General features: G+C 60.3%; 25 protein-coding genes and 1 pseudogene. 12 read left to right on the top strand and 14 right to left on the bottom strand.

Features of this window, described 5'->3' with window-relative positions:
* Position 1: 1 nt before the first annotated feature.
* The 6 genes from CE453_RS04095 to CE453_RS04065 form a co-directional block, all read right to left on the bottom strand.
* Positions 2-268, bottom strand: coding sequence for a heavy-metal-associated domain-containing protein (locus tag CE453_RS04095; protein WP_089173424.1), 267 nt, complete (start codon positions 266-268; stop codon positions 2-4).
* A gap of 553 nt (positions 269-821) precedes the next feature.
* A complete protein-coding gene (locus CE453_RS04085) occupies positions 822-1,100 on the bottom strand; it encodes a copper-binding protein (protein ID WP_089173422.1) in 279 nt (92 codons plus the stop codon).
* Between the two features lie 25 nt (positions 1,101-1,125).
* The gene (locus CE453_RS04080; protein WP_089173421.1) at positions 1,126-1,608 is read right to left on the bottom strand and encodes a cupredoxin family protein; all 483 of its coding nucleotides are present in this window, start codon (positions 1,606-1,608) and stop codon (positions 1,126-1,128) included.
* A gap of 28 nt (positions 1,609-1,636) precedes the next feature.
* Positions 1,637-3,073, bottom strand: a complete 1,437-nt coding sequence (locus CE453_RS04075; protein WP_089173420.1) for a multicopper oxidase family protein — start codon at positions 3,071-3,073, stop codon at positions 1,637-1,639.
* 14 nt (positions 3,074-3,087) lie between these two features.
* Positions 3,088-4,551: a TolC family protein gene (locus tag CE453_RS04070; RefSeq protein WP_248307935.1), complete on the bottom strand. Its 1,464-nt coding sequence runs from the start codon at positions 4,549-4,551 to the stop codon at positions 3,088-3,090.
* Between the two features lie 65 nt (positions 4,552-4,616).
* Positions 4,617-4,832: a hypothetical protein gene (locus tag CE453_RS04065; protein WP_157732895.1), complete on the bottom strand. Its 216-nt coding sequence runs from the start codon at positions 4,830-4,832 to the stop codon at positions 4,617-4,619.
* Between the two features lie 64 nt (positions 4,833-4,896).
* Between CE453_RS04065 and CE453_RS04060 the strand changes: the two genes are divergently transcribed.
* The 11 genes from CE453_RS04060 to mobF all read left to right on the top strand — a co-directional run bounded on the left by CE453_RS04060 (position 4,897) and on the right by mobF (position 18,273).
* Positions 4,897-5,745: a response regulator gene (locus CE453_RS04060; protein WP_282568773.1), complete on the top strand. Its 849-nt coding sequence runs from the start codon at positions 4,897-4,899 to the stop codon at positions 5,743-5,745.
* Complete coding sequence (locus CE453_RS04055) at positions 5,742-7,169, top strand: ATP-binding protein (protein WP_089173416.1); 1,428 nt, start codon at positions 5,742-5,744, stop codon at positions 7,167-7,169. Before CE453_RS04060 ends, CE453_RS04055 begins: the two co-directional genes overlap by 4 nt.
* Before the next feature lie 704 nt (positions 7,170-7,873).
* Positions 7,874-9,109: a tyrosine-type recombinase/integrase gene (locus CE453_RS04050; protein WP_089173415.1), complete on the top strand. Its 1,236-nt coding sequence runs from the start codon at positions 7,874-7,876 to the stop codon at positions 9,107-9,109.
* Complete coding sequence (locus CE453_RS28440; protein WP_157732894.1) at positions 9,102-9,722, top strand: hypothetical protein; 621 nt, start codon at positions 9,102-9,104, stop codon at positions 9,720-9,722. The genes CE453_RS04050 and CE453_RS28440 overlap by 8 nt, the downstream gene beginning before the upstream one ends.
* A gap of 109 nt (positions 9,723-9,831) precedes the next feature.
* Positions 9,832-10,026 carry a hypothetical protein gene (locus CE453_RS04045; protein ID WP_089173414.1) on the top strand — a complete coding sequence of 65 codons (195 nt, stop codon included), beginning with the start codon at positions 9,832-9,834 and terminating at the stop codon, positions 10,024-10,026.
* Between the two features lie 416 nt (positions 10,027-10,442).
* On the top strand, positions 10,443-11,228 hold the full coding sequence (locus CE453_RS28435) for a hypothetical protein (RefSeq protein ID WP_157732893.1): 786 nt from the start codon (positions 10,443-10,445) through the stop codon (positions 11,226-11,228).
* Between the two features lie 34 nt (positions 11,229-11,262).
* Positions 11,263-11,688 carry a hypothetical protein gene (locus CE453_RS04040; RefSeq protein ID WP_089173413.1) on the top strand — a complete coding sequence of 142 codons (426 nt, stop codon included), beginning with the start codon at positions 11,263-11,265 and terminating at the stop codon, positions 11,686-11,688.
* 29 nt (positions 11,689-11,717) lie between these two features.
* The gene (locus tag CE453_RS04035) at positions 11,718-12,551 is read left to right on the top strand and encodes a nucleotide-binding protein (protein WP_089173412.1); all 834 of its coding nucleotides are present in this window, start codon (positions 11,718-11,720) and stop codon (positions 12,549-12,551) included.
* A 51-nt stretch (positions 12,552-12,602) separates the two neighbouring features.
* Positions 12,603-13,424: a hypothetical protein gene (locus CE453_RS04030; protein ID WP_089173411.1), complete on the top strand. Its 822-nt coding sequence runs from the start codon at positions 12,603-12,605 to the stop codon at positions 13,422-13,424.
* 754 nt (positions 13,425-14,178) lie between these two features.
* On the top strand, positions 14,179-14,439 hold the full coding sequence (locus CE453_RS04020) for a hypothetical protein (protein ID WP_089173409.1): 261 nt from the start codon (positions 14,179-14,181) through the stop codon (positions 14,437-14,439).
* 45 nt (positions 14,440-14,484) lie between these two features.
* Entirely contained in the window at positions 14,485-18,273 is a 3,789-nt protein-coding gene (gene mobF, locus CE453_RS04015) for a MobF family relaxase (RefSeq protein ID WP_089173408.1), read from the top strand.
* A 376-nt stretch (positions 18,274-18,649) separates the two neighbouring features.
* Here the strand turns inward: mobF and CE453_RS04010 are convergent, their stop codons facing one another.
* The 8 genes and pseudogenes from CE453_RS04010 to CE453_RS03970 all read right to left on the bottom strand — a co-directional run bounded on the left by CE453_RS04010 (position 18,650) and on the right by CE453_RS03970 (position 23,764).
* On the bottom strand, positions 18,650-18,916 hold the full coding sequence (locus tag CE453_RS04010) for a WGR domain-containing protein (RefSeq protein ID WP_198302256.1): 267 nt from the start codon (positions 18,914-18,916) through the stop codon (positions 18,650-18,652).
* Between the two features lie 415 nt (positions 18,917-19,331).
* Positions 19,332-20,123: a metallophosphoesterase gene (locus CE453_RS04005; protein ID WP_089173406.1), complete on the bottom strand. Its 792-nt coding sequence runs from the start codon at positions 20,121-20,123 to the stop codon at positions 19,332-19,334.
* A gap of 312 nt (positions 20,124-20,435) precedes the next feature.
* Positions 20,436-21,530, bottom strand: coding sequence for an HAD-IA family hydrolase (locus tag CE453_RS04000; RefSeq protein ID WP_089173405.1), 1,095 nt, complete (start codon positions 21,528-21,530; stop codon positions 20,436-20,438).
* Positions 21,531-21,605: 75 nt separating this feature from the next.
* Positions 21,606-22,361: a metallophosphoesterase gene (locus tag CE453_RS03995; RefSeq protein WP_089173404.1), complete on the bottom strand. Its 756-nt coding sequence runs from the start codon at positions 22,359-22,361 to the stop codon at positions 21,606-21,608.
* Positions 22,362-22,386: 25 nt separating this feature from the next.
* Positions 22,387-22,641 carry a Txe/YoeB family addiction module toxin gene (locus CE453_RS03990; protein ID WP_089173403.1) on the bottom strand — a complete coding sequence of 85 codons (255 nt, stop codon included), beginning with the start codon at positions 22,639-22,641 and terminating at the stop codon, positions 22,387-22,389.
* Complete coding sequence (locus CE453_RS03985) at positions 22,638-22,892, bottom strand: type II toxin-antitoxin system Phd/YefM family antitoxin (protein ID WP_089173402.1); 255 nt, start codon at positions 22,890-22,892, stop codon at positions 22,638-22,640. The genes CE453_RS03990 and CE453_RS03985 overlap by 4 nt, the downstream gene beginning before the upstream one ends.
* A gap of 104 nt (positions 22,893-22,996) precedes the next feature.
* Positions 22,997-23,287, bottom strand: a pseudogene (locus tag CE453_RS29610) (DUF2958 domain-containing protein).
* 264 nt (positions 23,288-23,551) lie between these two features.
* Positions 23,552-23,764: a hypothetical protein gene (locus tag CE453_RS03970; RefSeq protein ID WP_089173400.1), complete on the bottom strand. Its 213-nt coding sequence runs from the start codon at positions 23,762-23,764 to the stop codon at positions 23,552-23,554.
* Positions 23,765-23,939: 175 nt separating this feature from the next.
* Here CE453_RS03970 and CE453_RS03965 point away from each other — a divergent pair, with 175 nt between their 5' ends.
* On the top strand, positions 23,940-24,530 hold the full coding sequence (locus CE453_RS03965) for a recombinase family protein (protein WP_089173399.1): 591 nt from the start codon (positions 23,940-23,942) through the stop codon (positions 24,528-24,530).
* Positions 24,531-24,602: the final 72 nt, after the last annotated feature.

The following is a 24,602-nucleotide window of genomic DNA, read 5'->3' as shown; positions in this document are numbered from 1 at the left end:
GTCAGCCGATGCGGTCCGTACCGGGCGTATATCCGGCTTCCGCCACGATCGATCTGATGGCTGAGAAATCGGATGCGCCGACGACGCTGACGCGTTTGGAATCCGGGTCGGCAGTAACCGTGGCTCCGGGCAGCCCAACCTCGATCGCCTTCTTGATCGTGCCGGCGCAGTGGCCGCAGGTCATGTCCTCGACATGAAAGCTGATCGCACCCTCAGGCGCGCTGGTTGCGGTGGCGTCGGTACCCGGATGTTGTTGGCAAGAGCACATCGCTGCATGTCCCATGGTTGACGATCGCAACACTCTGATGCTTCCCATTATGGGAAGGTCAAGACCCTTTCGGCGTTTGCGCCAAAAGCTGGAAGCGGCCTGTCGCCGTCAGGAATCTCCCGTGCTCAGTCCGGATCGCGCGGCTGGCGGCAGGGGGCATCCGCCCGGCAGCCTCCGTTGGCGCAGACGATCTTGATGCGCCGACCGAAGCATTCTGCCTCATAGATTTCACTCCGGCCGATCGGCGCAAGGCGCGTAACCCTGCCCGCCGGACAGGAGGCTTCGATGAGTGCGCGCTGTAGACCGTCATCGCCCGCGCGCGCCGGAAGCCCTCCGAGCACGAGCGAAATCGCCAGCAAGACCAATCGCACGGCTCGCCCTCCCCGGTCCCGTCACCTGCGTGTTTGGTGCAAAGCCTCTATGGGCATCGCGAGATGGTCGCATACGGACTTGGAGTGCGCCTGCCGGTGCAGCCATCATCGCCAATGACAAGGCGACGGTTCCGAAGCAACCCTGAGCGGCGAAACGCTGTCACGCCTCGCCGCGCATTGGATCACTTGGCCTTCTGCAGCTTGGTGACGGTGATCTGGCCGTTGACGCGATCGGCGTCGAACTTGATCTTGGTCCCAACCTTGAGCCCCTTCAGCATCGCGGCATCTGCGGCCCGGAACACCATGGTCATGGCATCCATATCGAGATTCTTGATCGGGCCGTGATTGATGGTGAGCTTGCCCTGAGCCTCATCGACCTTGGTGACGGTGCCGCTGACCGACTGCGCGGCAGCGGGCAGCGCGACGATCAGGAATGCGAGGGAGGCAGCGGTCTTCAGCATGGGATGATCCTTTTCGATCTAGCGCTTACTTGACGACGATCTTGCCGGTCATGCCCGCTTCGCGATGACCAGGGATGAGGCATGAGAAGTCGAACTCGCCCGGCTTGGTGAAGGCCCAGACGATCTCGCCGGTCTTCTTCGGCGCGAGCCGCTTGGCGTTCGGATCGTCATGTTCCATGTCGGGGTTCTTCTGCATCTCGATGGCATGCTTGAGGTTCTCCTCCAGCGTGGCCAGCACCAGCTCGTGGTCGAGTTCGCCGTTGTTGCGGAGCTGGAAGCGGATCTGCTCGCCGCGGCGCACTTCGATCCGATCCGGAATGAAGGCCATCTTGCCGTCCTTCTCGCTCATCACGATCTGGACGATCCGGGCCGGTTTCTTGGGATCGCCGGCCTTGCCATAGGCCGCCTCGTCGCCATGGCTGTGACCGGCCGCGCCGGGCCCGGCAAACGCGGCGCCCGCCGACATCAAAAGCCCGATCGCGGCGAACTTGAACGCTGGTGTCCTCATCTCTCTCTCCGGAAGTGAATGTTCTGCATCAGTGGTTGGAATGCGGATTCGCGGAAGCCGCGCGCGGCTTGCCGTCAGGCCCGAGGCTCGGCTTGCGCGGATCCTTGACGCGCCATTCGGTCGCATCGAGGCCGCTATCGGGCGATTTTGCGCGCGGTGCCTCGCTCAGCTTCTCGCCTTTGAGTTCGTAGGCGACCGTCCCTTCGGGGTGCTTGAACCAGCCGGGGTCCTTGTAGTCGTTCTTCGCCAAATCCTCGCGGACCTTCACCACCGAGAACATGCCGCCCATCTCGACGGCGCCGAACTGAGCGAAGCCGGTCATCATCGGCAGGGTATTGTCCGGCAGCGGCATCTCCATCGAGCCCATCTCGCCCATGCCGTTCGAGCCCATCGGCATGTAGCCCGGCGCGATCTTGGCGATGCGCTTTGCCAGGTCCTTCTTGTTCACGCCGATATAGGTCTTCACCGAATGCCCCATGGCGTTCATGGTGTGGTGCGATTTGTGGCAGTGGATCGCCCAGTCGCCCGGCTCGTCGGCGACGAAATCGAAGGCGCGCATCTGGCCGACCGCGCAGTCGATCGAGACCTCCGGCCAGGCCGCCGCCGGATCGACCCAGCCGCCATCGGTGCCCGAGACCTTGAACTCGTAGCCGTGCATGTGGATCGGGTGGTTGGTCATGGTCAGGTTGCCGAAGCGGATTCTGACCTTGTCGTCCTTGCCGACGACGAAGGGATCGATGCCGGGAAACACCCGGCTGTTCCAGCACCACAGGTTGAAGTCGGTCATCGTGTTGACCTTCGGCACGTAGGACCCGGCCTCGATGTCGAAGGCGTTGAGCAGGAACACGAAGTCGCGATCGACGCGGCGGAAGGCCGGGTCCTTCGGATGGACGACGAAGAAGCCCATCATGCCCATAGCCATCTGGACCATCTCGTCCGAATGCGGGTGGTACATGAAGGTGCCCGAGCGCCGGAGCTGGAACTCGTAGACGAAGGTCTTGCCGGGCGGGATATGCGGTTGCGTCAACCCGCCGACGCCGTCCATGCCGTTGGGCAGACGCTGACCGTGCCAGTGGACCGCTGTGTTCTCCGGCAGCTTGTTGGTGACATAGATGCGGACCTTGTCGCCCTCGACCGCCTCGATCGTGGGCCCCGGCGACTGACCGTTATAGCCCCAGAGATGAGCCTTCATGCCCGGCGCGAGTTCGCGCACCACCGGCTCGGCAACGAGATGGAACTCCTTCCAGTCGCCGTTCATCCGCCAAGGCAAGGACCAGCCATTCAAGGTCACGACCGGCTGGTAATCCGGCCCCGTGGTCGGCACGAGCGGCGACTGCGTCGTTGCGTCCTTCATGGTCGGAGCCTCGGGCACCGCCGCGAAAGCACTGCGTCCCGAAACGGCTGTCGCACTGGCCAGAACGAGCCCGGACGAACCGATGAAGCCTCTACGGGATAGGGATGTCATCTCGGAAAGCTCCTTCAGTGCCCGCCACCGGCGTCGCCGCCGGTTGCCGCCGCGGTGACAGTCGCTCCGCCGCCCCCGCTGCCGCCGCCGATCAGCGCGTGCTTGAAGTCAGTATGGGCGATCCAGAAGTCACGCCGGGCGTTGATCGCCGCGACGTTTGACAGGATGCGGTTTCGAGCGTCGGTAATCAGATCGGTCACATCGTTGAGCATGCCGCTGTATTGCAGCAACGACTCGTCCTGGATGATCTTGCGCAGCGGCAGCACATTGGCCTGGTACTGGCGCGTGATGTCGTAATTGGCACGGTAGGCGGTATAGGCTTCGCGCGCCTCGGAACGGATATTGACCGCCTTCTCCGCCAGCTTGTTGGCGGCCTGCATGTAGGTCTGCTCGGCCAGAGCGACCTTCGACTGCCCGAAATCGTAGATCGGGATCTCGATCTCAAGCTCCAGCGTCTTGCTGCGGCTCGTCTCGCGCTCGACATGGCCATGGTCGTCGACGCTGCGACCGCGGTCGTAGGTGCGACGTCCGAGCAGGTCGATGTCGTTGACGAAGCGCGTCGCCTGGGTGAGCCCCAGCGATTTCGCCAATGTGTCGAGTTCCGCGCGCGCGACCCTGAGATCGACGCGCTTGCGCAGGGCCTCCGCTTCGACCGCCTTCGCCGATTGCAGCTTCGGAAGGGGCGGCAGGCTACCAAGCTGGAACTTGAGATCGTCGCCCCAGAGTCCAAGCTGGCGCACGAGGCGCTCGCGTTCCTGACGCTGCTGCTGCCGAGCCTGGGCGAGCTGCACCGTCAGCTCAGCCTCGAAGGCGTATTCGCGCGCCTGGTCGAGTTTGTTGACGCCGCCGGTCTCGCCGAGCCGCTTGAACAGCTCGGAAGCGGCGTCGGCCGAGTTCTTGGCCTCCTGATAGAACGTGACCTGGGCGTTGGCGGCGACTGTCCGATAATATTGGCGGCGGGCATCCGCCGCCAACCTGAGCACCGCTTCGGCGGTACGCAATTGTGCCGCCTGGAAGCGATCCTGGGCGATCTCCGCCCGGGTAGGCAGTGTCGCAAGCGCCAACAAACTACCCGCGATCTGCCGCTCGATCTCGATCTCGAAGCGGCCAGAGAGCTTCGAGATGCCGAAGCTCGGATTGGGCGGCAGGCTGGCCGCGACCATCTGGGCTTCGGCCATGCCGAGTTCGTTGAACGCAGCCTGAAGGCCACGGTTGTTCAGGAGCGCAACTTGCACGGCCGTATCCGCCGTCAGCGGCTTGCGCAGGAGCTGGTCGACCCGCGCCTTCGCCGTGAGCGCGGCCTGATCGTCGTCGATCTTGACCACCTCCTTGCCGATATCGGCATAGGTTGCGGACTGGATCGCCCCCATGCCGCCGTCGGCCGAGAAGCTGGCGCAGCCCCCGAGGAACGCCGCCGCCCCGATGAGCAGGGTCCAACGCAACGAGCGGCGGCCAGTCGGGACGGTCGAAGGAAGCAAGGTCGGCCTTTCGGGGTCGGCTGGAAATCGCGGAGCGAACGAAGTGGTCGGATGGGCAGGCAAGGTCATGACTTCGGTCCGACCTGGCGGTTGAGTTCCTGCCAATCCTTGGGCTCGGCCGGACGGAAGGTGGAAGCGCCGGCCGTCACGCTGCGATAGGTGACGGTGGGAACGCGGGCGTTCGGATCGACAGGGTGCGCCAGATGGTCTGGAACCGTGGCGGAACAGGCTCCGACTGCCAGACCTGCCGCCATCAGCAACGGCACCTTCACCAAGCTCACGATTCGGCTCCCTGTCATGATGCAACAGGGGTAACAGCGGCCCCTCTCAGGCGTCCGTTACAAATTGTTTCAAACCGGCAGGCGGCATCCGGCCCCGGGCGCGCTATACAGACAGGGCTCGGCAGAAGCCGAAGCGCATCACGGACCGGAAACAAGGCGCGTGACGAATTCGGTTTCCGAGGACCACGGGCATATCCTGGTGGTGGATGACGATCCGCAGATCAGGCTGCTGGTGGCACGCTTTCTTCAACGTTATGGCTATCAGGTTACCGGCGCGCCGGACGGGCGCGTCATGAGGGATGTCCTGACACATACCGCAATCGATCTGATCGTGCTCGACCTGATGCTGCCCGGTCGCTCCGGCGTGGAGCTCTGCCGGGACGTTCGCGTGACCTCCCAGGTCCCGATCGTGATGCTGACGGCCCGCAGCGAAGAGAGCGATCGCATCATGGGGCTGGAAGGCGGTGCCGACGACTATGTCACCAAACCCTTCAGTCCACGCGAACTGCTCGCCCGGATACGCGCCGTGCTGCGTCGGTCACGCGCTGCGCGCGATCTCGCCGAAGTGCGTCCAAGCGAGGCCGTCAGCTTTGACGGCTGGCACGTGGATTTGCGTCGCCGAGAACTGGTCTCGCCCAGCGGGACATTGATCGATCTTTCGACCGGAGAATTCGACTTGCTTGTCGCATTCGTCGAGCATGCCAATCGCGTCCTGTCACGGGAGGCGCTGATGCAATTCGCCAAGGCGCGGACGAGTGACGATCCCTTCGATCGCACCATTGATGTCCAGATCAGCCGGCTGCGCCGCAAGCTTGAGGCTGATGCTGGGGGCGGCCAATTGATCAAGACCGTTCGCGGTGCCGGCTACATCTTCACCTCGCAGGTCAATAGCTGGGAAGGACAGCCTGCTTGATACGCCTGGCCAAATCGCTCTGGCCCGACACGATAGCGAGCCGAGCCATTCTGATCCTGGTGGCGGCGCTGCTCGCCTTTCACCTACTCGGCTACTGGGCCTATCGTGTCAGCGTCGAGAATCTTGCAACCGTCGGACAGGATCGCGGCCTTGCCGAGCGCATCGTCTCCATCAAGCGCGTGATCGCAAGTCTTCCCGCAGCACCGGACCGCGATCGCATCGCCCATGATCTGTCGAGCGCAAGCCTGGAAGTGCATTGGAGCAAGGTCAGCCTCGTCCTCGGCAGCGCTCCGGGAACCGAACGGACGCGGACGATGGAGTCGCGGCTCAAGGCGCTCGCGCCCGAACTCGCAGCGGAATCCTTCAGGGTAGGCTTTGCCGACGATGGAGCGCTGGGGACAGGTGATGCTGATGCCTACCGGCACATGATGCTGGTTTCGGTGCGGCTCGACGACGGATCTTGGGCGAACTTCTCTTCCTCCACTCTCGGTGTCAATCAACATGCCGATTGGAGCGTGGTCGCAGCCACGATCTGCTTTGGCGTGGGCATCGTCGTCGTCGCGCTGCTGCTGCTGCGCTGGGCGACGCGCCCTCTGAAGGATCTCGCCGTCGCAGCCGAGCGCTTCAGCCTGGATCAGGCTCCGCATCTTCTATCCGAGCACGGTCCGATCGAGGTGCGCCGCGCCGCGCGCGCCTTCAACACCATGCGAGAGCGGATCCAACGCCTCGTCGGCGAGCGCATGCAAGCCATGGCGGCGGTCTCGCATGACCTGCGCACCCCCATCACCAGGCTCAGGCTCCGTTCGGAATTGCTTGAAGATGACGCGACGCGCCGGCTGATCGATGCCGATCTCGGCGAGATGGAAGCGATGATCGACTCGACGCTGGAGTATCTTCGCGGCGGCATTTCCAGCGAAGCGATCCGGCCGATCGATCTCGCCTCCGTCATCGAGACAATCGTCGACGAGCATCTCGACCAGGGACACAGCGTCGCCCTGTCGGGTTTGAACTCAGCTCCCGTCCTGGGGCGTGTCCTGCCGTTGAAGCGAGCCTTCTCGAATATCATCGGAAACGCTGTCAAGTACGGCGCTTCGGCCACTGTCAGCATTACCGAGGCCGGCGACCACTTCATCGTCATGGTCGAAGATGAAGGCCCCGGAATCCCATTGGCCGACATGGTGCGTGTCTTCCATCCCTTTGTGCGTTTGGAAGAGTCGCGCGGCCGCGAGACTGGCGGCTCCGGGCTTGGCCTGACCATCGCCCAAGCCGTAGCTCATTCGCATGAGGGATCTATCACATTGGAAAACCGTGCCGAAGGAGGCCTTCGTGTGACAGTTTCCTTACCGATGCGCGGTCTACCGACCCAAGGCAGATCTGGCCACGTCGATCCTCCCTTCAGAATTGAGCAAGTCATTCGGGAATGAGGCAACTCACCAGATTGGCGCACTCGCGGCATGCTCATAGCCGCGGCACGGGGCGCTCTGAAAGCGGACGCTTGCGATATCAGGAAGGGGCCAACTCCCGCAGCGGGGCCTGCCACGAAATCTGGCTGCCCAGAACCGGACGTTCAGGAGGTCAGTAATGGGCCGGCTCCGTCAGCTCGACTAGCGGCCTTACCAGGCCCCCGGGAGCAGATCTTCCAAATGTCTGCTAGTAGGGCGTAGCGTCGCTGGGGACCTGAGTGTCGAATGGCGAGCCCCATAGGCTGGCGCTCTTACGCTAGGTCTCCAAAAGCGCTGGTGCCTTATTCGAACTGAGTGAGAAGTCGCGACCGGCTTCGATATCGAAGAATCGCCAATCCAATCCTGCAGAAGCTGCGGCACAAAGCATCGAGCGATCGATTTTGGGTACACGCCTGGGCGCGGATGTGGGCACATCCGATTTTTCCGGCTCCCCGTAAACAAATGAATTTGCCAGAATATTTTCGCTGCGGTCGCACACCGATTTGGCCTGGTGGAGCTGAGGTCCACTGAATGTTTGTCCGCTGCTGATCGCGACGAACCGTCATCGGCCAGAAAACCACTAGCAATTAACGACTTATCGTGTATCGATTTCCGCAGCCCTCCGCTGCAGATCGCAGTGTATCGCCTCAATCCGGCGTTCTTACTAGGGCCGGAGCTAGGGCCGAATGGCACGCGTTTTAGGGAAGTTGAGTGCCAAGGCGGTCGCAGCCCTTAGCAAGCCTGGCCGTCATAGTGATGGTGGCGGTTTGTACCTCTCAATCTCGGCGGACGGGAGACGCCGCTGGGTTTTCTTTTTCGCGAAGGGCGGGAAGCAGCGAGAGATGGGCCTGGGCTCGGCCCGTGACGTGACACTCGCTCGAGCCAGAGATCTTGCGGCCGAGTGCCGTGGTCATTTGGCTGAGGGCCGGGATCCAATCGAAGCACGGAAACGGCAACGCGAACGCGACAAGCCGGTTCCGACCTTCGGAGAGGCCGCTGATGCCCTGCTTGCAGAAATCGAGAAGGATTGGACGAACGAAAAGCACCGCTATCAGTGGAAGCGCGCACTGGAGGTTGAAGCGAAATCGCTGCGCGACATGCCGGTTAACGAGATCGAGGTCGAACATGTTCTGAAGGTACTGCGTCCGATCTGGCGTGAAAAACCCGAGACAGCTTCTCGTGCTCGCAATCGAATTGAGCGCGTGCTCGATGCGTCCGCGGCTCTCGGCCATCGGTCGAGGGATAACCCGGCTCGGTGGCGCGGCAACTTGGACTCGCTGTTAGGAAAGCGGGAGCGCCTTACGCGAGGGCACCACAAGGCGGTACCAATCGACGACACCCCCGCTTTTGTAGAGCAACTGCGCAGTCGCTCCGCGATGGCCGCGCTCGCCTTGGAATTCACGATTTTGACCGCCGCTCGTACCGGCGAGGTCATTGGCGCCACGTGGGGTGAGATCGATCGAGCAAAAAAGCTGTGGCGTGTGCCGGGTGAGCGGATGAAGATGGGGAAGCCTCACGAAGTGCCACTGTCTACCCGGGCCCTCGAGATCCTCGACGCCGCGGTTGGAGATCGCACTGTGAAGCCGGAGAGCCCGATTTTTCATGGACCACGGGTCTCAGAAGCTCTTTCAAATATGAGCATGGCGATGCTGATGCGGCGAATGCAGGTCGATGCTACGCCGCACGGCTTCCGGTCGACCTTTCGTGACTGGGCAGGCGACCGCACGAATTTCCCGCGCGATATCATCGAGCATGCACTGGCACATCAGGTCGGCGACGGAACCGAGCAAGCTTATCGCAGGAGCTCTGCGCTCGAGAAGCGCAAGAAGCTCATGGACGCGTGGGCTCGCTATGCAACTTCTTTGTGTGCGCATGGCGGGGCGCCCCTTTTGAGAGAAGCGAGCAGGGCGAGCCGTGTTTGATCCCACAAGAAATCGACGACTACTTCCCGATGGTTACAGGTATCTGTCCGAGGCATCCGACCAACTTCGCACGCAGATTATCATTTCAGGGGTTTCCGACCGAGCTGAATGGGTCGCGAAATCGCTGGATTACATCCACGTATTACTGATAGAGGCTTCTATATTTGCTTGCGTCGAGTTGCCAGATCAAAATATTCGGCGGATATCGCCCACAAGTTGGAGGATTTCGATTGATTTTGATCATGTCATTGCATCAGGCCTTTCGCCGAGCGATCGTCGCTGGCCTGATATTGACGGAATGCCGCTAATCGTCAGCGACGCTGACTTTGAGAGAATCCTGCAGCTCTCCAAGAAGCTACCGTCAGAACAGCGAATTAAGCCTCCGACGATCAGAAAATCGTCAGGGGAAGGCATAATCATAAAGCTTGGGGCTGAAATCTGGAGGGAGAACCCCTCACTGAAGAAGGGTGCAGTGCTCAATCAACTACTGGCCGCTGGACTGAAGGTTACAGCGAATCAATGGAATAGGGGCCTTTTTCGTGAAGCGCGAGAGGCATCGGGTCATGCGCCACTCAAGGCGGGAGCCCCGAAGAAGGAATCTAAGGGATCCTAATCAATAGGCAAATAATCTAGAGGGGAGTTCCCTCAATTAATCTAACACGCCAACTCTGTTCCACGGATCGCAGCAATTCGCTGTCGATCGCTCGAGAACGGAGCAATCCATGCAGAAGTTGGCATTTCGCATCAAGGAACTGGCCGAAGCTGGCCCCGTCAAATCAACCTTCATCTATGACGCCATTGCGACCGGGAAGCTGACTGCGAGAAAGGCCGGGGCAGCGACCGTTGTGCTTGCCAGCGATTGGGAAGCCTTTCTCACAAGCTTGCCAAAGGCACGTTCCGACGCGAGGGCTTCCTGAGTGGCCCAGAATCGGCAGAGGCTCGTAACCGTCATCACCGGTTACGAGCCTCGCGGAGTTGATCAGGTTTGGCCGCCGATCGCCTGCGACATTGCCCCTCCCCACGCACAATTGCAAGCGACCTGGCTCGGCGACCGGATCTCGCCGGCGGCCGCGACCGCAAGCCTTCGGACGGCGACCCGATATAGGGCTGCAGAGATCCGTTCCATCGACCTGTGCCGGCTCTACATCGAGATCGACGCTGGGATCGTTCCGGAAAGCAGCGAACCGAGCCGCATCGGCCAGTTCCGCCTTTTCGTCAGATTCCCCAATCAGCAAGGCGGGCGCCCGACCCTTTGGGATGGTGCGACACATGCAGATGCGCTTGCTATTGCCCCACAACGCGCCTGCGATAATCGACCGCGGAGCGGCCACCGATGAGTCAGCTTGGCTTCTTTGCGGTCGACCGCAGCATTTGGGATCATCCATTGCTCCGGCGACAACGTTTCAACGAACACGCCGCATTCCTCTGGCTATTGAGCTCCGCTTCTTATGCGGCTCGCCAGGTGATGGTGGGATCGCTTGACGTCGAACTTGAGCGCGGTCAGCTCGCTCATTCATCAAGGTACCTCGCCTCTGTCTGGCAGTGGCCGGACGCCACCGTCAGACGATTTCTAAAGCGCCTAAAAGACGGCGCGGCAATTGACATGGAAACTGACGCGGGCGTGACCCGCATAACCATCTGCAATTACGACAAATATCAGCGCCTCAGCAGGCGGCATGGCGCGTGTGACGACGCAGTATCTGGCGCGAGAGTGACGCAGCAGCGACGCAAAAGAGAAGACAAGAAAACAAGGGAAGATTCTTCAGAGACTACGTCTCTTCAGAACACGCGCGAAGCGCGTGCATCAAAGCGATCCGACCGACTGCAAGTGCTAGCCGCTTTCGAGGGTGTTTTAAGCGCCGATCGCGCCGCAGCGGTTGTCGAGCATCGAGCACTGCTCGGAAAATCCCTCACCGTTCACGCGGCGCTGCTGCTCGCCCGGAGCTTATCGAAGGCTCCGGATCCGAATGCTGCCGCAGACGAGATGATCGAGCGCGGATGGTTGGCATGGAAACCCGACTGGAGTCGAAACAGTGTCGAACTGAACTGGCGATCAAACCGCAACTCACTCGTTGAGGGACTCGACGAGATCGAACGGATGTTGTCACGCGATGCCTAGTCTCCCAGCATCACAGGCTGAGGCGCTCAAAGCCTTGCGGCTTCTCTTCACCGCCTTCCCCATCGAGCGCTCTAATGCGAGCAGTGCCGCGGCGACCTATCTGATCGCAGTCGAAGGCTACTCGCTGCCGGCAATCAAGAAGGCTGTCATACGTCTGATCCGCGGTGAGTTCGACTGGTTCAAAGGTCACTTTCCTCCTACGACCGCGCAAGTTTCTCGCGCCTGTCGGCATTGTGAGGATTTGATTGCGCCGCCGCGACAGCTCGCACTGCCGGCACCAGACTATACGCGCGACGACAGCCCCGCGGCCCTCGCCCGCCGCCGTGCATTCATCAAGCAGTGGCGATTGAACCGTTTGGCGCAAGAGAATGCCGCTGACGACAACGAAGCAAATCCCAATCCCATTCATTCCGTCGTTGTTTCAACGAGCAGGAAATTCGCGAAGCTCAGCTCGGACTGAGTGCGAAGCAGTGAGAAAGATGAAGTCAAATGGCCAAGAAGACAGTTGGCGACGCGAGGCGCGTCATCCTTTTTACCTCGGAGAAAGGCGGTGCCGGCAAATCGTTCGGTGCGTGCTCCTTGATCGATTACGCCCGCAGTTCGGGCCAGCGCGTCGCAGCTTATGACAGCGACGGCGGGGTGGGCGCTCTGCTCAAGCTCTACGGTTCGCGTGGCCCAGATGGCGACATCGAAATGCAGCAGGATCCGGTTGCTGGTGTCGGCTACTACAACCTGCGCAACGACGACGAACGCTCGACGCTAGTCAACGCCTGCGCGTCCGACGAAAGCGTGATCGTCCACGATCTTGCGGGCGGAGGCCTCGCTGATCTGATGCGTATTCAGGATGCCGGCGCCGGCCTCAAGCGCCTCCTACGCGCCTTCGACTCGACGGGCTACCGCGTCACATTCGTTCACCTTCTGACGAACGATGACAGTGCGACGGCGTCGGTCGCCACCTATCTCGACATGATCGAGGAAGCCGGCGAAGTCGGGAAGATCGTCGATCACGTCGTGGTCAAGAACCGGCTATACGGCATCAGGGACGTCGACTTCCCCTTCTGGGTCGGTTTCAAGGACCATGAATCCGGCGAAACGATCGGTGGCGGCACACGCACCCGGATCAAAAATGCCGGCGGCGTCGAAATTGAGCTTCCGTCGCTGGATCGCCGTACGGCTGCGATGATCAAGCCGATGGGAATCAAGCTCGCCGATGGCGAGACGAGCCGGCGCTTGGACCTGTCCTCGCAGCAGCATGTACGCAATTACCGGCTCGACTTCGCCGAAGCCATCGCGCCTGCCAAGTCCCTCTTGGGTCTCGTCTGATAGGGGCGGCTTCTGCCGCCCTCACCATTTTTTTTCCACCGGGGCCTAACGATGCGAACCGACAGCAATCCTGAGAAGATTCAAACACGGCTGGAACGCGCGGCGGCCGCGTTCAGCCTGTCTGCGGAGGGCCGCGACCTGACGATCAAGCAGGTATTCGGCTCGCAGCAATCACCGGACGATCCGACCGTGGTGCTCGCCGTCACGGCCAATTACGCAAGGGAAGTGGCGCTGCCGCTCGTCGAAGCGGTCGAGGCTTTGCCCTCCAAGCTCGACCAAGCGAGCCGCAAAGCGGTTGACTCGGTTGCAGGTGCGGCGACAGCGAAAGTTGAGGCCGCGCACGCTAGGCTCGCCGACAATTTGAGCGCGATCGTCAAGACCGAGGTCGCCAACCACCTCAAGCAGGTAGAGATGAGGCGCGAAATGGGGCTCGGCGCATTCATCGCTGCTATGTGCATCTTCACTGCGATAGCAGGCGGTTATGTAGGTTGGTCGAAAGGTCGCTCCGACGTTTCCGGCCTTGCGACGGAATGGGCGTCGCTGGCAGCGCGTTCCGATAGCAGAAGATGGCTGCAACTCATTAATGCGAACGGCAACATCACGGAAACGCTGATGGGCAACTGCTACGCCGGCTCGCCGAATGTGTGGTCGCGAGAGGGCGCGTCGGCCTGCAAAGTGCCGATGTGGCTCGACAAGATTAGGGCGCCGACAGCCGCTGGGGGCATGCGCAGCACCTATCAGTCCGTAACCGACTGGCTCGCCTCCTGGAATCTGCTCGTACTCGTGATGACCTCGGTTCTGACCGGCTTGCTCGGCGCGAAAGCAATTCGATCATTCCGGTCGCTGCGGCCAATCCGCTGGATCATTGACTGATCCGCATCAACATCAGTTTGAACAGGGCATTTCCGATGCGCAACGACGAAAATTTGCCTTTGTCACAGCCTCCGATTGGGGTTGTGGGTGAGAGCGACCTTGCTCTCCTTGCTCGCATTATCCGGCGCAGGAGAAGCCTCGACTGGCCGGGGTGGCGTCACGCTCGATTCCACCTTCGCCACCGGTTTCACGTTTCGCTGTCGCTTCGTCCTAGTTGGGGTTCCAGATTCCTCTCGGGTCGCCCTGTTGACGTACTGCCTGAAGGTTCCAAGCGACATTTCAATTCCGTTCGCACTCAGTCGCTGCAGAATTTCAACATCGGTAAATCGCTTATTCTTTAGGTTCCGGATCTCTGGCAGGATTTCTTTGATCTTCTGAAACATGGATTGTGAGCGCAGAGGCTGCTCGGATGCCATCTCGCGGAGGGCTGCCCGTAGCTTGTCCACGGTACCGTCGATCCTGCTACTTTTCATCGGCATTGCCCTTCATTGCGAATTCGCCTCAGACTCGATTTCGGATACGCCAAGTATACACCCTGATTCATAATATATTCAAATGATATTCACTTACCATCAATTTCTAATATCACCTAGCATTAACATCCGTTCGTAGCATCATTACGAGATTGCAATCTGCCTCCATGGCCTTGGTTTTATCTGGACGCATTACGCACCTGCGATGCCCCTAGAAAAGTCAATTTCTGCATTAACGTATTGATTTTATTATCTTCATACATAGGCAATCGAGGTCCATAATGGCCAAGGAACAGAAGCGTATCAGCATAGACGCGGTTCTCTGGGACGCGGTTGAGGCCGCTGCCCGCACGAAGGGTATCGCGACAAACGCTTATATCGAGCAAGCCCTTCACCTGGCCATCGGTCCCTTCGACATCATCCAAAAGGCGGCGGATCTGTCTCTCGCCGCTCAGGCGAGCGCAGCCGAGACGGTCGAACGCATCAATGTGATCGCGGATTATATCGTCGATGCACATCGAGCTAATTCGAAAGCCGGTTGATATTGAACTCCATTTATATGCGCATCTAACATTGGGCTTAACGCCATGATGAATTGCATCCGAGTTGCCAGCGTCGAGTATTACGAGGCTCAGGCTCAGATCGCGACGATGGATAAGGAGGCGGTTCGCGACATCTCCGGTCGTGACCAGGTCGCTTATTATGTCGATAACGGTGCGGGCGAGAGCGTCGGCACATGGTGGGCTAGGGGCAACGGTGCTCACTCGACGGTCCTTCATCAACGCGGACTTTCGCCGTTTCGCCTCTGCAAGGATGGGGCTGAAGTTGATGGACGCGTGCTCCGTGACCTTGCAGTCGGCCGTGATCCCGGGACCAGGCAATCACTCGTAAAGAACAGCGCGAACGGCAAGCGCACGGCCGGCTTCGACGTCCAGATCAGTGCCCCAAAAAGCGTGTCACTGCTGGCAGCTTTTGGTGACAATGTCATGCGCGAGAAGGTCTTCTGCGCTCATGATCGTGCGTTCCGCCGAGCTTTGGATTTCATCTTCGACGATGGGCTGATCGACGCCAGGCAGGGCCAGGCAGGGCAAGGTCCGCGCAACCCGCCTGCCGAGGTAGCAGCTGCCGTCTATCGTCACTTCACGTCGCGCGCGAAGGACCCCCAGCTGCATAGCCACGGCGTTCTAATGAACCTGGCTGTTCGCGCGGATGGAACGACGGGCGGAATCGATAATTCAACGATCATGAAATATCGGGGTGCAATTGCTGCGCTATATCGATCCGAACTCGCCAATGAACTCCGTCGCGAACTAGGTATCGAGGTCGAGAAGAAGGACCGCAATTTCGAAATTGCAGGAGTGCCCGAACAGGTTGTCGAACTCTTCTCGAAGCGTCGCTCTCAGATTGAGAAAATCGCGAAGGAGATGGGCTTCAATACGGAAGCTAATCGCAACGCTGCGCAACTAGCCGCTTATCAGAGCCGCGATACGAAGGACCGCGAAACACCTCTGAGCGAGCTCGAAACAAAATGGGTTCGGGAGCTTTTGAGTTCCGGATGGAACCCGGCCACCTTGTTCCAATCGGTCAGGATCCAGTCGGATCATGTGCGACTGCAGCGCGAGGCCGAGGGTGAAAAGGCCGTCCGGATGCGGGGGCTCGCCATCACAGCCATCGAGGCCATGAGCGAGCACGACGCCGTCTTCACCCGCGCTGGTGTTTTGCGAGTGGTGATCGAGGCCGTTCAGTGCCAGGTGTCCGCCAACGAAGCACTCGAAATCGTCAGTGAGCTCGAGCGGTCAGGCGCAATCATCAAGCTCGGTCTCGACGATTCCAGGCAGCCCGTTTTCTCGACCGCGGCGCTTATCGAAGCTGAGCGCAAAATGCTCAGCCAGGCGATCGAGGGCCGGAATAGCCGCGATTTCGTCGACGCCGAGACGCTTGAACGTGTGCTAGCCGCCCGCACGACCATGGCTGAAGAGCAGAAGCAGGCAGTGCGGCACGCGCTGAATCGGGACGGCATCTCAATCGTCGAAGGCTCTGCCGGCGCCGGGAAAAGCTTCGCCATGGCAACAGTGGCCGAGGTCGCTCGCGACTGTGGGAATGAGATCCAGGTGATCGCCCCCTCTTGGAAGGCGGTGGACGTCATCAAATCGGACACCGAGACCGCTGAGGACATGGCCCGCGCGGTCCAGGGTTTCCTGAACCGGGTTGAAAAGGGCGAGATCGTCCTCGGACCCAATACGACGATCATCGCTGATGAAGCCGGCATGATCGGTACTCTCGACATGGCCAGGCTCGTCGCCTCCACAGCCAGCGCCGGCAGCAAGCTCGTCCTCACTGGCGACTCCAAGCAGCTGCAGCCTGTTGCGACCGGTGCTCCTCTCGTCGCTCTCAGTCGGACCATCGGGGCGAGCCGCATGGACGAGATCCGCCGGCAGCGAGGGCGCAATGACGTCGAGGGCCAATGGATGCGCGCCGCGTCCAAAGATTTCGCGGTTGGCGACCCTATCCGGGCCCTTGAGGCTTACGATCGCGCCGGGGCAATCAACTGGGCGGAAGATCGCGACGAGACAATCAGGCAGCTGGTCAACGACTATTGCGCCGATCTGGAGGCACAAAGCGGCATAACGTCGACGCGCGCCATTCTCAGCGGCTGGAATCTGGATGTTCGCGAAATCAATTCGCAGATCCGCGCCGTGCTGCAGAGCAAGGGCCAGCTTCAGGATGAAATCCTGGTACCGGTCCTGCCCCGAGGTTCGAAGGAGGTCGACGATCTGGCATTCGCTGCCGGCGACAAGATCATTTTCGGCGAAACACTCGAGCTCGAGGGCGTGACCATCCGAAATGCCGACCTTGGCGAGATCCTTTCGATCTCGAAGGAGGCGGATCCGCAGATTGTGTTCCGCCTGCAGAAGGATGGTGGTCGAGATGTTTCGGCCCGCATGAGCGAGCTGGTCGGCCGACGCAAAGACGGCGAACCCTCCGTCCCGAAGATCCAGCATTCCTATGCGATGACGGTGCACGCGAGCCAGGGTGTCACCGTCGATCACTGCTACGTCGCCAATCTCCGCGGTATGGGTCGGGAATCCACCTACGTCGCCATGACGCGCCACCGCCAGACCGCGCGCCTCTATGCCGACACGTCTCGCATTCGCGATAGGCTCGAAGCCAGTCGGCCCGGCAAAATGCTCTCCGGCAAGACGCAAACCGAGACGCTAGAGCTTGAAGACCGATCCGCCGATGTCAGCGACGCTGACGTGAGGACGGCCTTCATGGAGGAGGTCAAGAAGAGCGACCTCAAAATGAACCCGTCCGACTTCGTACCGGACATCAAGCAATTCGTAGCCGCTCCCCCGGTCATCAAGGAGCCGGCTCTTGCCTTCGTCGACGGCAAGCCAGTCCACATGGAACCCCATGCCGTCGAGCAGGAGCAGCCGCAGCCTGCGCCGGCCGAGCAGATGAAAGACCGAATGGAAGCGCGGATGAATTCGCCGGCGGAGTATCCCGTGCCGCCTGCGAATTCATCCGCGATCAAACAACCCGAGCAGATCGGGATGAGCGTCGAAGCAAATCCAGAAAAAGGCAGCAAAAATCATGAGCGAAGCAATGACCGAGACAACCGAGATCGAAGCCCCAGCATCGAGCTTGCCCCAAACCCTCGACCAGAACAGCGCGAGCGAAGCGTTCGGAAATATTTACGAGTCGCCCACTCTCTCACGTTTGCCCCCCGGCGTGAGGCCAAGTCCCTCAACAGTCTGCGAAACCTGTCCAGCAGCCGTATGGTACGCCTTGCCGGGCGAACTGCGAGCCTACTGCAAGGTGATGTACGTTCAAGTCTACAGCAACGAGGAGAAGAACGACCTGCAAGCCTGCGACGGTCGGGAAACGGCGATCGAACAACTGCTCGCCAAGCTACAGGCCGCATAGCCCAATTCGACAAGATGATGGTCGATACACAGAACCTCTTGAAGGTCGCCACTCAGCAATTGGGCGGTAACCTTCTGAGGTCCTGGAATTCGAACCGGGACCATGAAGTGCAGTTCAGCAATCGCGAGGAGAAGGTGAAAATATCCAAATCCGAGCGCACAGGCCGTTGGTCGTGGTCGACCATTACCGACACCACGAAACGCGGTGCCGCGGATCTTGTCGCGAAGGTGAAGGAGATCACTCCGGCCCAGGCTTTCACCTGGCTGCGAGATCGGACGCTGCCGGCGATGGCCAATCCAATCGCCCGAGCTCTGGAATCTTCGCCGACCGAAATTGCGCGGCGCCGAATTGATTTTATCATCGGCAAGACGGCGGCCGTAGAGGTCGAGAAGGCTAAGGCTCCCGATCGCGACCGCGGAGTTCGCCGCGATGACGGGTTGTCGATTTGAGGCGCGACCGGTGGCTAACAGCATCCTCCTCATGGTGAAAAACCGGCTTCGCTCCAACCTTCATGAGCTCAAGTACGAAATTTCCGAGGAGGACGCCCTTCGGTTGGCCCGTTTTCTGCTCGACGACCTTGATGCCTCTCGCTGGCGTGTCCCACGAAAGAGATGGTCGACGCGTCGCTAGCGGCCATGCACAACAGCCGCAGACGTGAAGCCTGGGTCAAACCCAGGCAAAAGCACAAGTGGCGCCTCGCGGCAGGGATCGAAGCCTCGCCCGATTGGAAATTGGGCAGGCGACCTACAGATCCCCTCCCGCAAAAAATGGAACCCGTTCCCCAATTCCCTGGGTCAGACGTCGCGTCTGAAACTGGCGGCGGCGTTACGCCTGCTGGTAGCCGCGCCGCATCTTCTGGCGCACCAGGTCAGTGAGAGCCGCATACCCGTCTTGCTCGCTTTGGTACGGATCGAGGCGGAGCTGCCCTCTTCGGCCGATACGCCCCCATTCGCGCCAGAGCGTCCAGCCGTCGAATAGGTCGGGCTGCACTTCCATCCGATAGAAGCGGCTCATATTGCAGCTGACGTCCGATCGCGTCAGGTAAGTTCCACTCATCGCTCCTGCTTTCAGCATCAGGGTCTGAGATCGCACGCTGGTCTCCGTTATCACTGTGCCATCGACAGGAGTTGTCAGCACGATCGCCGGCGGGGCGCGCGTCAAACCCTAGTAGTGGACGGTGAGTCGTTTCGAACCAGATTTAGCTCGGCGAGGCTCGTTTGAGCCGCCGAAATCGCCGGCTCTAGCGGACACCGCGCGCAAAACCTCGGCATCCGGCGGGCAACCCGCGCCTTAAACCTGACTAGGCGCGCGCTAAACCCTAATAGGCAGATGCAAGTTGTTGCGCACCGCTTTCAGGCCCGACAGGGCTCGTTTAAGCCGCTGCATTACCGGCTCTGGGCGCTGCCCGCGCGCAAAACCTCGATATCCGTGCGGCTACCCGCGTCCCAAACCTGACTAAGGCGCGCCTTAAACCTGACTAGGGGGCGCGCTAGAGCTCGGCACCGCTTCACACCTCGAGGACGCAGCCGGGATCGAACCACGGATTTTCGCGGTCGCCTTGACGATTGGGGTAGCCGGCCTGGTTGGCGAAGACGCGCGTTCGTCCAACCATATAATCGTGTGACCCGTGATCATGACCGTGGATCCAGAGCTTGGGTTGGTATTCCTCGATCACGGCGCTGAGATCCGAGACGAAGGCCGGCGACAAGGAGCTTCCCTGATGTCGCGGCTGAACCGATTGCGGATGCGGGGCGTGGTGAGTGACTACCACGGTCGGCCCCTCATGAGCCTTCGCGAGCTCGGCGCGGATGAATGCAAGATCGAGCCGATGCTCGGCGGCGGCGTGCCAGGGCATGAAGCGGCTGTAATGGCCGCTATCCTCCCGATAGCGAATGAGGCGGTGATCGTTTAGCTCCTGCCCGGCGAAAACCATGGACGGCTTCGGCGTTCCGAGGAGGCGATAGTCGGTCCATAGGATGCAGCCGACAAATCGAACCTGCCCGATGATCATGGTTCGGCGATGCAGGAAATGAACACCTACCTTGTCGGCTAGTTCGCTTCCGGCCCCCAGGCTGGCCTTCATCTCGCTATTGTAGAACTCGTGATTGCCGGCGACGTAGACGATCTCGCGATCTCTCAACGGACCCGCCTCTCGCTGTTCCACCATCCAGTTGAGCGCAGCCGTGATCGGCTTATGGACGTCGCCGGCGAAGACCGCGACATCGAATTCCGGCAGGGGTTTTGCAAAGAGAAACGGCCCAAACTCAAGATGCAGATCAGAAATCACCAAAAGGCGCATCCTGCCCCCTCCTCGGCATGATTGGCGTGACGCGCCACTGATCCACTTAGCTCTCGCAGCTGCGGGACGGTAGGTAGGACGCCGCAAGATTGAGGCGCGATGTCCGCGTGTCGCTTCAATGATGCAGCCTGAACGCTTTAATGAAGCCCGCCAGTTGCAACCTTGGCGCGTCTTCAAGCCCACGGCCGCTTCAACGTCAAACTCTGACGCTTCAATGGAGCATCCAGGGCGCTCTAATGAAGCGCCTGCGCGCTTTAAAACGCGCTATCGTTCAACCTGCCGCTTCAATGACGGACGCACGTGCACGCGCGTTCAAGCGTGGGTCGGCGCAGCCGCAGCGGACCACAGGAGCTCCCGGACCGGTTGTGGCGCTCCCGGCAGCACCCCCTGATCAGATCCGGTTTCGAATTCGGCAATGTGCATTGCGAACAATCCAGCATTTCGCGGGCCGATCACGTCTGCATCGACGCTGTCGCCGACGAAAAGAACCTGATGCGGCTCCAAATTGAGCCGCTGGCAAACCAGCTGATAGATTTCGACCTGAGGCTTCATCATGCCGACCTCAAACGAGAGAACGGCCGCATCCGGGGCGCTGGGCAGGCAGCCGAGTAAAGCGGCTCCATATGGCGCGGCAAGATTCGAGCAGACGCCTATTTTCAATCCGAGCTCGCCCAATCTGCGCCAGATGGCCTCAATTTCCGGCCGTAACCGTGTCGAAGCGGTTTCCGCTGACAAGTCCGCCTCAAGCTCGATAAGGCGTTCCTCGTCAGGAACAGTCGCGAGGTCCCGGGCAAGATCGCGTAGGCTCATCGGGGTGGTGAGTGCCTGGGTTACCGCCTCCGATGCGCTGGCATGCCCGAGGAGCGCTCTGAACGGCCGTCGCTTATCGACAATTTCGACGAGCGTTCCGAACCCGTCGAAGCAGACCGCCCGGATCTGCGGACGTTCGTCTACCCAGATCAGATCCTCAGCTGTGTATTTCGTGAAGTTCTTATCGATCGCATTCGGCGCTACGCCCCCACCCCACCTGATAGCAGCGACCTCCCCCCGCACAGCAAGTTGATCGTCGAGCGTCCCTCTCAGGAGATCCATAGGAGTTCGCCCCTGGTATGGCGCAGCCAGGTTGGCGCCGCGAAGCCAGTCCCTTTCCTTTTCCGGTGTTCCGTAAAGCTGCTGCGCATCCATGAAGACACCGAGAAGCGCAGAGATACGCAGGAGAACAGGCATTTCGAGGACGAGCGGACCATTCGACCGCGCGACGCTCGACCATTCCTCATACTGTCGCGCATCGCATTGAAGAAGCGCGAGCCGGTCGGCCGAGGACAACTCCCAGCGGTCCGCGATGTTCAAGAACGTGCGGAGCACCGCCGCGCTTACGCGAGCCCGTTCCTCAGGTGACTTATCCATCAATGTCCCCCAGCGTCGCCACTCAATGGAGCCAGGATAGCCGATTTGCGCCCCTCCGGATGGCAGTGATCAACCTTAGTTGGCAACCTCGATCACCAGGCTTTCGTCAAACGCCGAATTGGAGAACAGGGCTCCGGCTGGATTGCAGAGGATCCGCGTTCCGCCTGGCCGGAGCATGTCGATGCTGTGATGAACATGCCCGTGCAACCACACCGCGGCTCGGCCGGAATCCGTCGGCTCGGATAGGTCAGAGGCGCAATTTCCGGCGATCCATTTTCCGAGGTTGGCCGGGGCGACGCAGGCAGGGTGCGGAGCGTGATGGGTTACGACGACGCGAGGGAGAGAGGTTTCCTGCTCGATGAGACGCCGTAAGCGCTGCCGACTTGCGCGATACAGCTGCTGAGCATCCTGAACACGAAAGAGCCGCTCCTTCATTCCGTCGCGAAAAAGAATGTCCTCGCCAGTCGGCATCGTAGCATCGATGGCTCCTGCGAGACTGTAATCGGACCAGAGGGTCGTGCCGATAAACTTCACGCCCTGCAGATCGATTGTATCGCCCTCGAGTAGCAAAATTTCATTGGCTTTAGCAGCGCGCCGAGCGGCGGCGATCGTCGCACTCGGTTCGCCTCGCCAGTGCTCGTGATTGCCGAGCGTCGCAATGACGGGCCTGTCGCCGGCAAGATGGCGCAGGAATTGGAAACCGGCCGGGATATTCCCCTGCCAAACATCGCCGGCCGACACCAGAACATCGAACTCGGGGCGGCGAGGAGCGAATGCTGAAGGAAATGGGAACCCTTCAAGATGAAGATCCGATAGAACCCAGATTTTCACGGCTGCCCTGCCATCGCGGCCGCCATCAGTAGTGAAACCGGCATTGCGCGATCAATAGACCGCCCTCACTTGGCCGATAGACCAGGCGGTGCTCCTGTGTGATCCGTCGCGACCACCAGCCCGACAGCGGACCGCGCAACGGCTCCGGCTTGCCGGTGCCGTTAAATGGCGTGCGCGTGCATTCTTTGATGAGCCCGTTGAGCCGGACCAGCAGCTTGGGATCGGTCGCCTGCCAATGCAGGTAATCCTCCCAGGCCTGTTCGTGGAAGACGAGTTTCATTCGGCAAGGACGCGTTCGGTTCCTTTGCCTTCATCGAGCTCCTTTACGGCCTTGAGCAGCCGGTCAGCATTGCGCGGATTCCGGAGGAGATAGCGCGTTTCCTCATAAGAGGCGTAATCTTCGAGCGACATCAGCACCGCCGCAGGCTTTCCCTTATCCCGGGTGATGAGCATCGGCGCGTGATCCTCGGTCACCCTGTCGAGCATGGTGGCTAGATTCTTTCGCAGGTCGGTGTAGGACGTTGTTCGCATCTCGCTATTGTACTCAATTAGGTACGTTAAGCAAGCGCGGTGCGATCGGTCGAGCCCCCCCTCCGACCGGCCAGGACTAGTTTGCAGCTGCAAATCACCGGCAGCTAGGCTGAGTGCTCAGCCAAGTACTGGTTTAGCGTCTTCTGAGCCCGCCAATGCTGATCGATCTCGACGCGGAGATCTGCTGGCCCTTCCAGCGCGGCAATCTCAGCCAGACTGAAGTCGCCGAGCTCCGCCTCATCCGAAAAAATTGCGAGCCCAAATAGGCTGTCTCAATCGCGCGGATTCATTTCAGCGACGAGCCACGTAGCCGGCGCCCATGGTAGGAACAGCTTCAACACCGGCGTCGGATCAAAATTCTTGTCCTGGCGGCTCCGATGCCAATTCGAAATCAACGCATCCTGAATCTCCTGAGAGATCGCAAATCATTTCCGCGTTCCTGTCTTCTATGGGGTTTTCACCACCGAGGTAGTCGACCCTGCTGTGTCGAGGGTTTGCAGCTGCAAATCCATCCCCTCCGGGCGCTGTCAGCTTGCCAGCAATGCAGGGCTTACCTGTTATTACCATTCCTGCAGAAGTGGTAATAACGGCAACTCGCCAATCAATCGCCGCAACTGCTGCGGCGATTCTGCCCCTAATCTCCGCACGGCGGCGACGCTCTAGGTTTCCGGATCGAGGGTATGGGGCTCGTCACCGCCCTTTGTCCTGTTGAGCTCGTCGCGAAGAGCCCGCTCGATGATGATCTCGATGTCGGCAACGCGCATGCCCCGATCATAGGCGAGCTTCCAGACCAGGTCGGCGATGGTCGGATTTTTCGGTCCGTATTGGGGCCAGTCGTCGAGCTCGTGATTATCGGGGTGGTGTTGGCGCATAAGACATTAAAGGGCTGGGCCGGACGCGACGCAATTCGATTGGGCATCGCCCCACCAAGGTCCCCGTCCAAAAACGAGCGATTTCGGACACCCCTCGCCGGATGCGTCCATAAATTAGCTTGCGACAATTACGGACATGTCCGATTCTCGTCACACCCTTTTTGGACGAAAATCCATGTCTCGCGCCTTCGCTTATGTCCGGGTGTCCACCAACGGGCAGACAACCGAAAATCAAATTCAGGAAATTGAGGCGGCCGGCTTTCGAGTCGAGCCGCACCGGGTGATTTCCGAAACGATATCCGGCAGCGTGGCAATTTCCGCCCGCCCAGGATTTACCCGACTGCTGGATAGGCTTGAGCGGGGCGATATTCTGATCGTCACGAAAATGGATCGCCTCGGTCGAAATGCGATCGACGTCAGTTCAAGTGTCCACAAGCTCGAGGAAATCGGCATTCGGGTTCACTGTTTGGCACTGGGTGGCGTTGACCTCGCCAGCCCGGCCGGGAAAATGACCATGAATGTCATCAACGCCGTCGCGCAATTTGAGCGTGATCTCCTGATCGAGAGAACGAATGCCGGGCTACATCGCGTTAAGTCCGAGGGCGTCAAGCTCGGCCGACCGAATGCCGTCACCGCCAGTCAGCGGGCCGAGATCGAAGCAGCTCTGAAGTCAGGCGAGAAGGTGGCACCCTTGGCGAAGCGTTTCGACGTCAGTCGTCAAACCATCATGCGGCTTCGCAATGCCCTCTCAGGGGGTTCTAAGTGACCGAGATAGAGCTGGCGCTAAAATGATAACGATGCCCCGCCAGCGAAACCGGGGGCTCGGCATATGCAGCGA

The organism is Bosea sp. AS-1 (genome assembly GCF_002220095.1).
Lineage (GTDB): Bacteria > Pseudomonadota > Alphaproteobacteria > Rhizobiales > Beijerinckiaceae > Allobosea.
The sequence above is the reverse complement of the archived record's forward strand: the minus strand, read 5'-3'. Positions and strand labels throughout refer to the sequence as shown.

Coding starts and splice junctions, on each gene's coding strand:
- CE453_RS04095 (WP_089173424.1), bottom strand. CDS start 268: ATGTGCTCTTGCCAACAACATCCGGGTACCGACGCCACCGCAACCAGC.
- CE453_RS04085 (WP_089173422.1), bottom strand. CDS start 1,100: ATGCTGAAGACCGCTGCCTCCCTCGCATTCCTGATCGTCGCGCTGCCC.
- CE453_RS04080 (WP_089173421.1), bottom strand. CDS start 1,608: ATGAGGACACCAGCGTTCAAGTTCGCCGCGATCGGGCTTTTGATGTCG.
- CE453_RS04075 (WP_089173420.1), bottom strand. CDS start 3,073: ATGACATCCCTATCCCGTAGAGGCTTCATCGGTTCGTCCGGGCTCGTT.
- CE453_RS04050 (WP_089173415.1), top strand. CDS start 7,874: ATGGCACGCGTTTTAGGGAAGTTGAGTGCCAAGGCGGTCGCAGCCCTT.
- CE453_RS04045 (WP_089173414.1), top strand. CDS start 9,832: ATGCAGAAGTTGGCATTTCGCATCAAGGAACTGGCCGAAGCTGGCCCC.
- CE453_RS28435 (WP_157732893.1), top strand. CDS start 10,443: ATGAGTCAGCTTGGCTTCTTTGCGGTCGACCGCAGCATTTGGGATCAT.
- CE453_RS04035 (WP_089173412.1), top strand. CDS start 11,718: ATGGCCAAGAAGACAGTTGGCGACGCGAGGCGCGTCATCCTTTTTACC.
- CE453_RS04030 (WP_089173411.1), top strand. CDS start 12,603: ATGCGAACCGACAGCAATCCTGAGAAGATTCAAACACGGCTGGAACGC.
- CE453_RS04020 (WP_089173409.1), top strand. CDS start 14,179: ATGGCCAAGGAACAGAAGCGTATCAGCATAGACGCGGTTCTCTGGGAC.
- mobF (WP_089173408.1), top strand. CDS start 14,485: ATGATGAATTGCATCCGAGTTGCCAGCGTCGAGTATTACGAGGCTCAG.
- CE453_RS04005 (WP_089173406.1), bottom strand. CDS start 20,123: ATGCGCCTTTTGGTGATTTCTGATCTGCATCTTGAGTTTGGGCCGTTT.
- CE453_RS04000 (WP_089173405.1), bottom strand. CDS start 21,530: ATGGATAAGTCACCTGAGGAACGGGCTCGCGTAAGCGCGGCGGTGCTC.
- CE453_RS03990 (WP_089173403.1), bottom strand. CDS start 22,641: ATGAAACTCGTCTTCCACGAACAGGCCTGGGAGGATTACCTGCATTGG.
- CE453_RS03985 (WP_089173402.1), bottom strand. CDS start 22,892: ATGCGAACAACGTCCTACACCGACCTGCGAAAGAATCTAGCCACCATG.
- CE453_RS03970 (WP_089173400.1), bottom strand. CDS start 23,764: ATGCGCCAACACCACCCCGATAATCACGAGCTCGACGACTGGCCCCAA.
- CE453_RS03965 (WP_089173399.1), top strand. CDS start 23,940: ATGTCTCGCGCCTTCGCTTATGTCCGGGTGTCCACCAACGGGCAGACA.